Origin of the sequence: Niallia oryzisoli, from assembly GCF_036670025.1 — a bacterium.
Classification (GTDB): Bacteria; Bacillota; Bacilli; order Bacillales; family Cytobacillaceae; genus Bacillus_BD; species Bacillus_BD oryzisoli.
Genome location: NZ_CP137640.1, coordinates 3,726,769 through 3,740,570 on the forward strand (window position 1 = coordinate 3,726,769; position 13,802 = coordinate 3,740,570).

At 38.6% G+C, this 13,802-nt stretch carries 13 protein-coding genes; all 13 read right to left on the reverse strand.

Annotated elements, in window-relative coordinates:
• Positions 1 to 8: 8 nt before the first annotated feature.
• The 13 genes from R4Z09_RS18765 to R4Z09_RS18825 all read right to left on the reverse strand — a co-directional run bounded on the left by R4Z09_RS18765 (position 9) and on the right by R4Z09_RS18825 (position 13,209).
• A complete protein-coding gene (locus tag R4Z09_RS18765) occupies positions 9 to 992 on the reverse strand; it encodes an electron transfer flavoprotein subunit alpha/FixB family protein (protein ID WP_338448275.1) in 984 nt (327 codons plus the stop codon).
• Between the two features lie 50 nt (positions 993 to 1,042).
• Positions 1,043 to 1,813 (reverse strand): electron transfer flavoprotein subunit beta/FixA family protein, encoded by a 771-nt coding sequence (locus R4Z09_RS18770; RefSeq protein WP_338448276.1) that lies wholly within the window; start codon positions 1,811 to 1,813, stop codon positions 1,043 to 1,045.
• A gap of 244 nt (positions 1,814 to 2,057) precedes the next feature.
• On the reverse strand, positions 2,058 to 2,393 hold the full coding sequence (locus R4Z09_RS18775) for a DUF3870 domain-containing protein (RefSeq protein ID WP_338448277.1): 336 nt from the start codon (positions 2,391 to 2,393) through the stop codon (positions 2,058 to 2,060).
• A 48-nt stretch (positions 2,394 to 2,441) separates the two neighbouring features.
• Complete coding sequence (locus tag R4Z09_RS18780; RefSeq protein WP_338448278.1) at positions 2,442 to 3,719, reverse strand: HAMP domain-containing sensor histidine kinase; 1,278 nt, start codon at positions 3,717 to 3,719, stop codon at positions 2,442 to 2,444.
• A 104-nt stretch (positions 3,720 to 3,823) separates the two neighbouring features.
• Positions 3,824 to 4,780, reverse strand: coding sequence for a hydroxymethylglutaryl-CoA lyase (locus tag R4Z09_RS18785; RefSeq protein WP_338448279.1), 957 nt, complete (start codon positions 4,778 to 4,780; stop codon positions 3,824 to 3,826).
• A 68-nt stretch (positions 4,781 to 4,848) separates the two neighbouring features.
• Complete coding sequence (locus R4Z09_RS18790; protein WP_338448280.1) at positions 4,849 to 5,625, reverse strand: cupin domain-containing protein; 777 nt, start codon at positions 5,623 to 5,625, stop codon at positions 4,849 to 4,851.
• Positions 5,626 to 5,666: 41 nt separating this feature from the next.
• Positions 5,667 to 6,551: a fumarylacetoacetate hydrolase family protein gene (locus tag R4Z09_RS18795; protein WP_338448281.1), complete on the reverse strand. Its 885-nt coding sequence runs from the start codon at positions 6,549 to 6,551 to the stop codon at positions 5,667 to 5,669.
• A 154-nt stretch (positions 6,552 to 6,705) separates the two neighbouring features.
• On the reverse strand, positions 6,706 to 7,494 hold the full coding sequence (locus tag R4Z09_RS18800; RefSeq protein ID WP_338448282.1) for an enoyl-CoA hydratase/isomerase family protein: 789 nt from the start codon (positions 7,492 to 7,494) through the stop codon (positions 6,706 to 6,708).
• A 34-nt stretch (positions 7,495 to 7,528) separates the two neighbouring features.
• The gene (locus tag R4Z09_RS18805) at positions 7,529 to 8,881 is read right to left on the reverse strand and encodes an acetyl-CoA carboxylase biotin carboxylase subunit (protein WP_338448283.1); all 1,353 of its coding nucleotides are present in this window, start codon (positions 8,879 to 8,881) and stop codon (positions 7,529 to 7,531) included.
• A gap of 20 nt (positions 8,882 to 8,901) precedes the next feature.
• Positions 8,902 to 9,111: an acetyl-CoA carboxylase biotin carboxyl carrier protein subunit gene (locus R4Z09_RS18810; protein ID WP_338448284.1), complete on the reverse strand. Its 210-nt coding sequence runs from the start codon at positions 9,109 to 9,111 to the stop codon at positions 8,902 to 8,904.
• An 80-nt stretch (positions 9,112 to 9,191) separates the two neighbouring features.
• Positions 9,192 to 10,769, reverse strand: a complete 1,578-nt coding sequence (locus R4Z09_RS18815) for an acyl-CoA carboxylase subunit beta (RefSeq protein ID WP_338448285.1) — start codon at positions 10,767 to 10,769, stop codon at positions 9,192 to 9,194.
• Between the two features lie 118 nt (positions 10,770 to 10,887).
• Positions 10,888 to 11,880, reverse strand: coding sequence for an NADPH dehydrogenase NamA (namA, locus tag R4Z09_RS18820; protein ID WP_422392197.1), 993 nt, complete (start codon positions 11,878 to 11,880; stop codon positions 10,888 to 10,890).
• 156 nt (positions 11,881 to 12,036) lie between these two features.
• Entirely contained in the window at positions 12,037 to 13,209 is a 1,173-nt protein-coding gene (locus R4Z09_RS18825; RefSeq protein ID WP_338448286.1) for an acyl-CoA dehydrogenase family protein, read from the reverse strand.
• Positions 13,210 to 13,802: the final 593 nt, after the last annotated feature.

Consider the following 13,802-nt stretch of genomic DNA (forward strand, 5'->3'; position numbering starts at 1 on the left):
CTAATCACTTAGACACCCGCACCAACGGTGATTTTTTTGAATTCTTCCGTTAACAAAGGTACAACCTCAAACAAATCACCCACAATACCGTAATCAGCTACATTGAATATCGGTGCTTCCGGATCTTTATTAATGGCTACAATGATTTTGGAATTGGACATACCTGCTACGTGTTGAATCGCTCCAGAAATTCCGCAGGCAATATATAGATCAGGTGTCACCACTTTACCGGTTTGACCAATTTGCAACGAATAATCACTATACCCTGCGTCACATGCACCACGGGAAGCTCCTACTGCTCCACCTAACACATCTGCTAATTCCTGTAATACAGTAAATCCTTCCTGGCTCTTCACCCCGCGGCCTCCGGATACGATGATTTTCGCTTCTGTAAGATCAACCCCTCCCGCTGTTTTTCGAATCACATCCTGTACAATCGTGCGTAAATCCTTTACTTCAACATTTATGGACGCTACTTTCCCTGTAAGTGATTCATTCTTTTCAAGTACAGCAATATTATTCGGACGGATTGTAGCAAAAATCAGTCCATCCTTGATCACTTTCTTCTCAAATGCCTTCCCCGAATAAATAGGCCGAATAAAGGCAACTTCATCTCCATTTACCTCTAGATTAACCGCATCTGAAATGAGTCCCGCTTTCAACTTTGCCGCCATTCGTGCAGAAATTTCTTTTCCAATTGAAGTATGTCCTAGAATAATAGCATCAGGTTTTTCCGTTTCTACTACCTGTGTAATAGCCTGTGTGTATCCATCGGAAGTATAGCTCCATAAATGAGGATGTTCAGGAATGACAATACGGTCAGCCCCATATTGAATCATCGTTTCGGCAATACTTGCTGCCTCGCTGCCTATTAATACTCCTACTACTTCGCCTCCGTCGGCAATTTGTTTTGCGGCTGCAATTGCTTCAAACGAAACTTGACGCAAATCCCCTTGACGTATTTCACCTAACACTAGTACTTTTTTTGACATATTGGTCCCTCCTCTAATATCTTCTAATTATTGATCTACTATAATACCAGTTAAATTACTTTTGCTTCTGTTACTAATAACGATGTAAGCTCCTTAACCTGCTGTGAGATTTCTCCTTCAAGAATTTTCCCTTCCCCTTTGACAGGAGGTAAGAAACGTTCAACCACTTTTGTTTTTGCTTCAACGCCATCTTCATTGAGATCTAAATCCTCTAATTCTAATTTTTCCAGCGGCTTTTTCTTTGCCTTCATAATACCTGGGAGGGAAGGATAACGAGGCTCATTGAGCCCTTGTTGACAAGTCACTAGCAATGGAAGCGTTGTTTCAATCGTTTCAACATCTCCTTCTGCATCACGTTCAATCACGGCTTTATTCCCCTCAATGGATAACTTCGTAATGGTTGTTACAATCGAAATCTCTAATTCCTCAGCCAGTCTTGGACCAACTTGTCCAGATCCGCCATCAACGGTTACGTTTCCTGCTAAAATAATATCTAAAGCCTTTTCTTTAAAATAAGCGCTCAATATAGCCGTGGTAGAGAATTCATCTCCCTCTTCCAGCTCTTCCTCATCAATTAGAACTGCCTTATCTGCACCCATAGCAAGAGCCGTTCGAAGTTCTTTCTCCGCTTCCTCTTCTCCAATAGTGACAACAGTCACTTCCCCGCCATGCTCTTCTCGTAGTTTAAGAGCTTCTTCAATCGCATATTCATCGTAAGGATTAATGATAAATTCTGCGCTTTCCTCACTGATTTTTCCATTTTGAATCGAAATTTTTTCTTCTGTATCAAATGTGCGTTTCATAACAACATAAATATTCATATATTTTCCTCCTCGTCTTCATTTATTTATTTTTCTATATAGTAAAATTCTGTTACCCAGTTATCGGGTAGTTTTCGATGGTCCATTAAATATTTACTACAACCATAGACTTCCCCCTATTCTCAAACGAATAGATAGAGGCCCAGCAACAATAAGCCTTTGCTTATGTTGCTGGGCCTCTATCTATTATTTAAGAAAGATTTTGGACTTTCCCCATAGATAACCAGCACTTCTTATTCATAATTTATATTGCGTAAACTACTGCCTTCGACTCTTTGTATCGATCCCAAGCCGATTTAATCGATTGGATGACTGCACCTTGTGACGGTGTTAATACACGACTCCGAAGAATATCAATTAAAGGATTAATTCCTTGTTTTAAATCATATCCTCTGACAAGTGAGGTTAAATAATAATTTTGTAAGTCCGCGATAAATGTAAATTCAGCATCTTCAATCACTTCTGTTTCAACATTAATAATTAAAACGACTGCTAGTGATTGATATTTTTCAGACTGCGTAGTTCCTTTTGGAAGCTGAGCAAAGCCAGTGGTTAAGATCGTATTATTATTGATCATCATTATAACCTCCCTGTTATCTATATTTGTATTTTACACTAGTTTAGGTTATTAATTCAATAACTTTTTATAATTTTCCCAATATTCTTTCGAATTTGGGTTGCTAGGAAAAGAAATGAGAAAAGTTGTTCCATTACCCATTTCACTTTTTACTTTTATACTCCCTTTCATTGCCCTCACAATGCCAAACGAAACCATCATACTTAAACCAGTTCCCTTAGGCCCGCTTGTCAAATAATAAGGCTTCCCTAGCTGCTCTAGCTGTTCCGTACTCATACCTGTCCCTTTATCTTTAATTTCAATGATGACATTTGAATGGTGTAGTTGGGTGCAAACAATTAAACTCCCACCTGATGGCATGGACTCAATCCCATTTTTTATAATATTAAATAAGCATTGCCGAAATTTTTTTATATTCCCTGTGATCGTTCCAACTGATAAGTAGCTAGTATAAAAATTAACAGAATGTTCTTCAGCTAATGGCCGCAATGTACTAAGGACGTGATTTAACTCTTGGTTTACATCAATTTCTTCAACTTGTTCCGTAAACTGTCGTGAATAAATCAGATAATCTTTAATAATTAACTCTGCTGAATCCAGCTCTTGCTTTACCATCGTAAGGTATTGCTGCCTTTTGGTTTTATCAACTTCTGTTTCTTGAAGAAGCTGGACAAATCCGATTGCCGTTGTAAGCGGGTTCCTTATTTCATGCGCGATTGCGGCTCCCATTTGTTCAAGTGCAATCGTTTTTTCCGAATCAATGACTCGATTATATAAACGAATATTTTTTAAAGAAAATTCAACTGAATAGGAAAAAATAAAAATTCCGAGAGTTGGAACGAATATATAAGCAAATAAGGCATCAAAATCAAGAGAAACCCAATCAATCAATGGTAAAAGTAATACCGTTAACAAACTAAAAATAATAGCTAAAATAACTGAAAAAGATATCCGTCTTTTTGGATGTTGTCTCATAAACCAAGGATGTAACATTATTAAAAGGAAGGTTAATGAACCGTATATCGTTAAACCCACAAAAAACCCTTGATCCATGCCATAAAAAGCTCTAACAATAAGAACGATTATTGTCAGTAATGGCCCAATTCCGAAATATAAACCGCCAATTAAGACGGGAATCAGTCTTAAATCGTATGAAACATTAGGAATAGGTTGATAAGAAAAAAGAAAACATACTACTATTGAGCAGATGAAACTGCCTATCGTTATAAATTTAGGCATATTTTTTCTTCTTTCTAACCACATTAAATAGAAAAACAAAATAACTAATAATAATGATAAGTTGAATAAAAGATGTCTAGTTATTTCCATGTTTACACCATCCAAGGAGCTATAAAAAAAGCAGCATAATAAAAATTGGAGCAACGCTTCCTATTGAAATGAAGGATAGGACGACGTACTCCAATTTGAGTTCATTAACGCGAAGGCACCTGCCGATAAGAGGCTAAGCTTCCCCCTTTGGCCACCTTACTTGGGAGGTCGCGACCAAGAATTCTTTCTGCTTCCAGGGTTACCTCTATAAGCTTGTCTAAGTCAATTCCAGTTTCAATTCCCAGCTCATGACACATGTGAACAAGATCTTCCGTTGCAATGTTTCCGGCAGCACCCTTTGATCCACCGAATGGGCAGCCACCTAACCCTCCTACGGATGAATCAAAATGTGTGACCCCCATCTTTAATCCAACATAGGCGTTGGCCAGCCCCATCCCACGGGTATCATGCAAATGTAAGATGATTGTTTTGTCCGGCCACCTTTTTTGCACCTCACCGACAAGGTACTCGGTAGACACAGGATTTGCCCATCCAACTGTATCACCAAGTAGGATACGATCCGGATTAAACCCATGTGCGTTTGCCTTTTCAAATGTTCTTGAAATCAGTTGAACCACATGTTCCGGATCAACATGTCCCTCATAGTTACAACCAAAAGCAGTCATAACAGCAACGGTACTCACCGGAACATCAAACTTACGTAAAACGGCAATTCGTTCATCCATTTCATCAAATGTCTCTTCGATGGACCGATTTGTGTTCTTTTTGGAGAACGTTTCACTTGCAATGATACTAATAACACCTTCCAAATCAAATTTCCCAGTAGCTTGGGCCCTCTCAATTCCCTTTGAATTCAGGTAGATACACTGGTACTCTGTACCTGGATTCCTTTTAAAGCCTTTAGCAATCAATTCCGCGTCTGCCATCTGCGGTACCCATTTCGGACTCACAAATGAAGTCACTTCAATCACGGGAAAATTACATTCAGAAAGCAAATCTACTAATCGGATCTTATCTTCCGTAGACACCGCTGTCTTTTCAATTTGCATGCCTTCCCTTGGCCCTACTTCGCGTATGACTACCTTTTTTGGAAATGCCAATATAATCCCTCCAATAAATTCAGGTTATTTAATATGACAGCGTTTGCCATTTTCGTTCAAATAAATGATTAATTCTTTAAATTGATAACAATGTTTCCTGGGTGCCGTGAAGTAACGAACACAACCGACTCAGTATCACTCATATTTTTTTCAATATGCTGTACATTTGGAGGTACATTGAAGAAGTCACCAGACTCCAAATCGACAAATTCTTCATAGTCTTCACCAAAATATATGCGCAACTGTCCGCTGAGTATATAGCCTCCTGACTGTGCCTCACCATGATGGTGTGCACCTGAATCTTTTCCCGGTGCAATGACTTCATAGCCCTTCCATAGGTTCGATGTGTCCAATGCCATCTGCCTTACTATATTTTCTGTTTGAACCGTAGCAGTATTTAATTCATTGGCTTTGACTACGATGAGGTCATCATACTTTTGAGAAAAGACAGATATGTCGTTTACGTCCAAATTGACAACAATATTCCCCTTTGTTCTAGAAGTAATAAATACCACCGGCTCCGTCTCGCTTAATGTTTCCTCAATATGCGGGATAAACGGCGGCACATACAAAAAGTCACCCTTTTCTAAATCAACATACTCTTTATAACCCTCACCATAGTAAATTCTTGTGGAGCCGCTCAGAATATATCCTGCTGTCTCTGCTTCCCCATGATGATGCGCACCTGATACCTTTCCTGCTTCTCCCATTACTCGTCCCATCCAATAATTTGGTGAGTCAACACCTGTGACTCTTGGCAAGTTATCGGATTGGGCTGTCTGCTTCGAAAGATCAGCGGCTTTAACAGCAAGAACTTTCTTGTTACTAGTACTTTTCATAACCATAGAAGCACCCCTCTTTAGTGATAAAATAGATTCTTAGATAATCAAACTTCTAGCTTAATAGATTCATCAACCGTTACAATTCCATTCTTAATACTGCCAATTCCTGAAATCGCTACTTCGATAACATCCCCTGCTCTTAAAAACAACGGAGGATTCCGTTTGGCACCGATACCGCTCGGTGTTCCAGTTAGGATAATATCCCCCGGCAGAAGCGTCATTCCCTTTGAAAGCTCGGCAATAATACGGTTGACAGAAAACATCATTAAATTTGTATTACTTGACTGAACCGTCTGACCATTTACTTTGCAGGTGACCTCTAAGTTTTGAACATCTTCTATTTCATCCTTCGTAACCAGCCAAGGGCCCATAGGACACGATTTGTCCATACTTTTCCCCATAAACCATTGACCGCCATGAGCTTGCTGTACATCCCTTGCAGATAGATCATTCGCACACATGTACCCGAATATATAATCGGATGCCTCTTCTTCCAAAATATTTTTTCCTTTGCGTCCAATGACAACAGCAAGTTCTGCTTCATAGTCAAATTTTTCTGTAAAGTTTTCCGGGAAAGGGATTCCCTCATAAGGACCTGCGACAGACTCTGTGGCTTTTGTGAAGACCGTTGGTTTAGCCGGCAAGTCAATATCCTGGCGGAAACGTTCGTTAAAATGTTCTAAGTAATTCCACCCGACACACATGACGTTTCGTTCTAATTTAGGTATGGGTGATAATAGACTCTCAATTTTTAACGGTTTTCGTTCAACATTAGAATTTAGTATCCTATCAATCTTATCTAGCCCATTACTTCCTGCTTTAATGATGGATAAAACATCGGGAAATTCATGGCTAACATCAACCACAGTATTTTCTTCAACGATCCCGACACTCATTTTATTTTCATTCTGGAAAGAAATGATCTTCATTGGGAAACTCCCCTCCTTTATCATAAATTCTCATCCAACTTAGTTGCTCTCAGAAGCAGACTAAACAAGGTTTCAAAGGGTTTATAACCAATTTGTTATCAATATTATTTTTTATAGCGTTTTAGGTTATAAACCCTTCAAAAAAATTTTTTAATTACCTTCCGCTCCATACAGGCTCTCGTTTTTCGAGAAAAGCATTCATACCTTCCTTTGAATCCTCGGTTTCACCTAAAATAACAACTTGATCACGCAGGTAATTCAATGATTTCTCATAATCCATTCCTTGGATCATCTGCATCGCTTCTCTGCCTAACGTTAATGCAGTTGGATTTCGTTTGGCCAGTTGACGGGCAAATTGGGTTGCTTCCTCTAATAATTCGTTATCAGGATAAACAGTGTTTACAAGCCCGATCTCTTTTGCTTCAAATGCATGAATCTTTTTCCCTGTGTAAAATAATTCATACGTTTTTTTGGAACCAATCGCTCGAATTAATGGTGCACTGATCATCATTCCCCAAAGACCTACATTAATTTCCGGTGCTCCAAACAATGCACCTTCCTTTGCAAAGGTGATATTACATACTGCAGCGAGTCCTAATCCTCCTGCCAATGCATAGCCATTAACTGCGGCAATAATCGGTTTTTTCAATTGATGAATAGCAAGCAGACAATCCCTATATTTTGATACATGTCCCTTATAGGTTAAAATATGCTGCTCATTATTTTCACTCATGCCGCCTAGGTCGGCCCCTGAGCAAAAGGATTTTTCTCCTGCACCTGTCAATAACAGGACACGAACATCAGAGTTAGCATTTAATTCATTTAGAATCGAAACAAAGTCTTCCATCATATCACCAGTTAAGGCATTATGTTTTTCCGGTCTATTTAACGTAATGGTCGCGACGTGATCCTGAATCTCAACTAAAATATGATTCTCTTTCACTTAAAACACCTTCTTCCAATCGAAATATGTGCGATTAATTTACCTTCGTTGCTTTTAAGTAGCTGTCAATAAAATTGGTTGTTGTATTTCCAGCCTTATATTCCGGATGATCTACAATTCTCTTTAAGGTTGGAATATTCGTTTTAATCCCTTCTACTACATATTGATCCAATCCTTCACTCATATTGCTTATCGCTTCGTTACGAGTGTTTCCTTTTACAATTAGTTTGGCAATCATCGGATCATAAAATGGCGTTACTACTGATCCTGATTTAACAGCCAATTCGTGACGAATATTTTCTCCGTAAGGAATACTTAAGTTTGTAATTGTTCCTGGTGAAGGGAAGAACGTATTTGGGTCCTCCGCATATATTCTTACTTCAATCGCATGTCCGTTTAATTGCACATCCTCTTGACGAATGGACAGCGTTTCACCATTTGCAATCCTAATCATTTGTTCTACTAGGTCTAAACCAGTGACTTCTTCTGTAATCGGATGCTCAACCTGTAATCGAGTATTAACCTCTAGGAAGTAAAAATTCTTATTCTCATCCATGATGAATTCTACAGTCCCAGCATTTTCATATCCGATTGCTTTTGCTGCACGAACCGCTGCTCCGCCCATTTCTCTTCTAGTTTCTTCATCAATAAATGGTGAAGGAGCTTCTTCGACTACTTTTTGATGTCTTCTTTGAATCGAGCATTCTCTTTCCCCTAAATAAATCGTATTACCCTCTTTGTCTGCTAATAATTGAATTTCGATATGGCGCGGGTTTAAAATAAGTTTTTCTAGAAACATCGCTCCATCGCCAAAAAAGTCTTTTGCCCGTTTTTGGTTCCCTTGAAATGCCTTTCTAAGTGCTTCTTCATCATCCACTCGCTGCATTCCAATACCCCCGCCTCCAGCAGAAGCTTTTAACATGATCGGATATCCGATATTTTTTGCTTCAAGAACAGCCTCTTCCACATCTGCTAAAGGAGCGTCTGTGCCGGGAACAATTGGAACACCTGCTTGGCTCATTAATTTTCTAGCCTCAATTTTGCTGCCCATTTGTGAGATCGTGGCAGGAGAAGGCCCGATAAAGACAATCTTATTTTCCGTACATTTTCTAGCAAATTCTGTATTTTCAGATAATAAACCATATCCTGGATGAATCGCATCCACGTTTGCGTTTACTGCCACCTCAATAATCTTTTCCATATTTAAATAACTTTCATTAACTCTTGGAGGACCAATTAAATAGCTTTCGTCTGCCATTTCTACATGTGGAGCATGTTGATCGGCCTCAGAGTATACTGCTACTGTTTGAATCCCCATTTTTTTACACGTTCTCATGATACGTGCGGCAATTTCGCCTCTATTTGCAATTAAGATTTTCTTAAACAATGTTTTCTCCCCCTAAGAAGTTATTTCAACTTAATGACAACATCACCATCATTTACGAAATCGCCTTCGTTTACGACAATCTCATCTACAATGCCGCTTACCTCTGCACTTATTGGAATTTCCATTTTCATAGATTCTAAAATCACTACATCCTGACCTTCACTTACTTGATCACCTGGTTGTACAACTACTTTCCAAACGTTTCCAGCCATATTTGTTAATACTTCCATTTTTATTCACCTCATATTTTGTATTGTTTTAAATGTAAGATTCTAGTTTACTTTTTCGCTTTCATACAGCTTGCTGTTTTTTATCCTCTTCTAACAACTGTTTTCTTTTGTGCAATACCTTCTAAAATGTCTCTATTTTGAGTGTATAAATCAAAACGTTGAATCAAGTCCTTACGTAAACGGTCACCCGGTACAACATCATCAATATAAAGTTCTGATGCAGGACTCCACACATTAATGTCATCATTGTATTTTTCACGCTGTTCTTGAATGAACTGTTGACGTTCCGCAGGATCCTCAATGGATTGAATCTTGTTATAATACATGGCATTGACAGCAGCCTCAGGACCCATAATCGCTGGCTGTGCTTGCGGTAGTGCAATACATGCATCCGGCTGCATGGAAGCACCTGACATCACAACATATCCAGCACCATATGCCTTTCTGACAATGACAGCAATTCTTGGAACAGTCGCATTGGCAACAGTTGAAAGCATTCTTGCTCCTCTTCTAATAATCGCTTCCTTCTCCACCTTACTTCCTACCATAAAGCCAGGTAAATCTACTAGGAACAGTAAAGGAATATTGTATGCATCGCAAAGCGAGATAAAATGGGCCGCTTTTTCAGCAGATTCAGGAAAAATAACGCCGCCCTTCACCTTTGATTGGTTCGCTACGATTCCAATCGATCTTCCGCCGATTCTACAAAAACCTGTAATCATTTCTTTTGCATATAACTTTTTAAATTCAAAGAAGGAATCCTTATCTACAATTCTCTCAATAACTGGATACATATCCATTGGAATCCGTTGATTTGCTGGTACTAATTCTTCAATGCTCTTTCCATCAACTGGAGGTTTTGCTTCAACAACAGCTGGAGTCTTTAACCAATTCTGTGGAAGGTAGCTTAAATATTTTTTCGCAGCGTCAAGTGCTTCCTGCTCATTTTCTACTAACATATCCCCTAATCCACTTACTGTATTGTGCATACGGGCGCCGCCCATTTCTTCCATTGACACCTTTTCCCCCGTTGCCATCTCTGCCATTCGTGGAGAACCCAAGTAAACGCTGGCATTTTTATTCACCATGACAACGAAATCACATAATGCAGGTAAATAGGCACTTCCTGCAGGTGATGGACCAAATACTAAAGCAATTTGCGGAATTAAACCTGACAATCTTGCCGTATCATAAAAGATCTTTCCAGCATGACGACGGTCTGTAAATGTTTCAAATTGTTCATTAAGCCTTGATCCAGCTGAATCAATCATATAAATCAACGGAATCTTTCTTTTTTCAGCAAGTTCTTGCATTCGAATGATCTTTTCAATTGTTTTCTTTCCCCATGTTCCTGCTTTAATTGTTAAATCATTCGCGATAATAGCGACTGGCTGACCATTTATTTTTGCCACGAGCGTAACAACGGCGTCACCTGGAAGAAAGTCTTCATCCTTACAGCGTGCGAATAAGCCGTCTTCCACTTCAAAACTATCTTCATCTACTAAATACTTAATTTTATCGCGGACAAACATTTTGCCAATAGGTTTCATTTTTTCATAATATGGACGATTGGCTGATGTTTTGATTTCATTAGCTTTTTCATATACGATTTGATCAATGCTTTTTTCTTTCGTTAAAGTGGTTTTTGTCTCTTCCATTATAGTAACCTCCTAAAATAATCCTCTACTTAGTTATATTTAATATAGTAGATAGTAAAACATGTACCTACTATGATTAATCATGATTTGAATGGTTGCTAATCATATCAGTCAACAGTTAATTTGGATACCATATTTCTTTTCTTGGAAAGGCCTCTTCCCATGCTTTTAAATACTGACCTGGTCCAGTGATACTAATTCCTAATTCACTGGCCGCTTTTAATGGCCAATAAGGATTACGCAATAGTTCTCGAGCGATAAAAATTAAATCTGCCCGATTATTTTTTACGATTTCTTCTGCATGAAGAGGGTTCGTGATTAATCCAACTGCACCTGTTGCTACTCCAGCTTCCTGGCGAATTTTCTCAGCAAGAGGAACCTGATAGCCAGGAAAAACATCAATCTTTGCAGGTACAATGGCCCCTGAACTGCAATCGATTAAATCGACGCCCTGCTCTTTCAGTCTTCTAGCAAAATAGACCATGTCATTAATGCTGTTTCCTTCAGGATGGTATTCATTTACGGATAAACGGACAAATAATGGTCCATCCCAAACCTCATTGATTCCATCTACAATCTCTTCCAAAAACCGATAACGATTTTCTCTAGATCCGCCATAATGGTCATTTCGATCGTTTGATAAAGGTGATAAAAACTGATTGATTAAATAACCATGTGCTCCATGAAGCTCAATCACATCAAATCCTGATGCTTTTGTTCTTCTGGCTGCTTCTTTAAATTGTTGTATAATTTCTTCTACTTGAGATAAGGATAGTTCTTTTGGTACCAGTTGACCTTGTTTATATGGTATAGGAGAGGGAGCGTAAATTTCGCCTTCAACATCTGCCTTCCTGCCTGCATGCGATAGCTGAATCCCTGCCTTACTTCCAAATCGATGAATCTCTTGGACAAGTTCACTCAAGCCTTCGATGTGATGGTCATCCCAGATTCCCAGATCCTTCATAGAGATTCTTCCTTGCGGCTCAACCGCTGTCGATTCAAGGATAATTAATCCAACCTGTCCCATTGCTCTGCTTAGATAATGCATATGGTGAAATTTACTGACATGCCCATCTCTATTAAAGGAAGAATACATACACATCGGTGACATGACGATTCTATTTTTTAGGACGACATCTTTTATCGTAAATGAAGAAAATAACTTTACGATGGTCTTTCACTCCTTTCACAGAGAATGAGTTTTAGTTTCCTCTAGAGATTCAGCATTAGTTTCTAAAGTGAAACGCTTGCATTTTTTTTTTTAGAATTATAAATCCATCTCTTTGGCAATGATTTCCTTTTGAACTTCGTCAGTGCCGCCGCCAATTCTCATTAAACGGGCATCACGCCATTCTCTGGAAATTGGATATTCGTTCATATAGCCATAGCCGCCGTGAATTTGTAATGCTTTATCGGCCACTTCATAATAAACCTTGGAAGCCAATAATTTTGCCATGGATATTTCTTTAACTAACACTTCCCCTTTATCATAGTGAGCAGCCGTATTATATAAAAGAGCACGGGCCGCTTCGACTTCGGTGTTCATTTCAGCCAGGTAATGTCTAAGGACTTGGTTCTTTGACAAGGATCGGCCAAATTGTTCCCGTTCTTTTGCATATTGCACGGCTAAATCCAGACACCTTTGGGCACCCGCAACACAGGCAGTCGCTTGAATCAAACGCTCACCATTTAATTGCCACATCAACTGCTTAAATCCTTCTCCTTCTTTACCTAGCAAGGCACTATCAGGAACAAAGACATTTTCCAGGAAGATTTCGGCAGTATCTGATGCGTGCATCCCGACCTTTTCTAGCTTTCGTCCAACCGTATATCCTTCTAGATTGCTGTCCACTAAAAAGATACTAAATAACGGTCTGCCATTTTTTTCTCCCGTCTTTGCGATTAGGATTTGATAATCAGCTCTTATTCCATTTGTAATAAAAACCTTGGATCCATTTATAATCCAACCGCCATCTGTTTTCGTAGCTGTTGTCCGTAATCCGGCTACATCCGAACCGGCAGAGGGTTCAGTAATCCCAAGTGCAGCTATTTTTTCACCGGCAATGGAAGGCGCAAGATAGTTTTGTTTCTGTTCTTCTGTACCGAATTTCAAAATGGGATTCGTTGCCATTAATGCCTGTACATTAAATGCCATCCCTAAACCTGCACATCCAGATGAAGCAATTTCCTCTGTTACAGTCATGGCTGCGAAATAATCCATGTTGCTGCCGCCATATTCCTCAGGGTAGCGTACGCCAAATAACCCCATTTGCCCCATTTTTCTAAAAATCTCATTTGGAAATCCATTCTTTTCCCATTCTTCAATATTTGGAACAATTTCCTTTTGGACAAATTTGCGAACGGTCTTTCTTAATTGCTGATGATTCTCCATTACTTCATACTTCATTTGAATTCCATCCTTTACCTTTTCAAATTTCATTCAATCATGCTCCATTTATCGGGTTAACAATCCCTATTCCACCTAAGCAACACAAAAAGCCCAGCAAAAAATAGCATAAATGCATTTTTTTGCTGGGCTTATTTACGAAGAGAGATTGGCTTTTTTGAAGAGTCAACCCCAATAAATAACAGCTTTTATTTATTTCTTGACTTTATTTTATAAATAAGCCAGTTTAAAGTCAAGATTATTTTCGGAAAATATCAAAAAATGTAATAATTTTATTTAAATCTATATAAAAAACCGCTTTTCTACTTATATAACTATAGTTCTTTTTAAAACGATAAATTTCATCATTGTTTTATTTTGGATATTGACAATTATAATTATTTATCATAAGATTCTGATAGTTCAAACAAATATGAAAGCGCTGTTATTTACGGGGATATACAAAAATATTTCTCTATTAGTAAATAAGTCCAGCATAAAAGTATCTATTTACTTTATGCTGGACTTATTTTTTTCGGATTTGAAACGGTTGTACCATCCCCTATTGGGATGTCACAATATAAAGCGTTTGTCCAGGACAAGGACACATGCCGGAAATTACATTTCCATAAGTTTTTTTGTCTTAA

Bases quoted from the DNA above. Each gene is read 5' to 3' on its own strand.
- R4Z09_RS18775 (WP_338448277.1), bottom strand. From the start codon at position 2,393: ATGATGATCAATAATAATACGATCTTAACCACTGGCTTTGCTCAGCTT.
- R4Z09_RS18815 (WP_338448285.1), bottom strand. From the start codon at position 10,769: ATGGAAGAGACAAAAACCACTTTAACGAAAGAAAAAAGCATTGATCAA.
- namA (WP_422392197.1), bottom strand. From the start codon at position 11,880: ATGTCACCGATGTGTATGTATTCTTCCTTTAATAGAGATGGGCATGTC.
- R4Z09_RS18795 (WP_338448281.1), bottom strand. From the start codon at position 6,551: ATGAAGATCATTTCTTTCCAGAATGAAAATAAAATGAGTGTCGGGATC.
- R4Z09_RS18770 (WP_338448276.1), bottom strand. From the start codon at position 1,813: ATGAATATTTATGTTGTTATGAAACGCACATTTGATACAGAAGAAAAA.
- R4Z09_RS18780 (WP_338448278.1), bottom strand. From the start codon at position 3,719: ATGGAAATAACTAGACATCTTTTATTCAACTTATCATTATTATTAGTT.
- R4Z09_RS18810 (WP_338448284.1), bottom strand. From the start codon at position 9,111: ATGGAAGTATTAACAAATATGGCTGGAAACGTTTGGAAAGTAGTTGTA.
- R4Z09_RS18765 (WP_338448275.1), bottom strand. From the start codon at position 992: ATGTCAAAAAAAGTACTAGTGTTAGGTGAAATACGTCAAGGGGATTTG.
- R4Z09_RS18790 (WP_338448280.1), bottom strand. From the start codon at position 5,625: ATGGTTATGAAAAGTACTAGTAACAAGAAAGTTCTTGCTGTTAAAGCC.
- R4Z09_RS18825 (WP_338448286.1), bottom strand. From the start codon at position 13,209: ATGAAATTTGAAAAGGTAAAGGATGGAATTCAAATGAAGTATGAAGTA.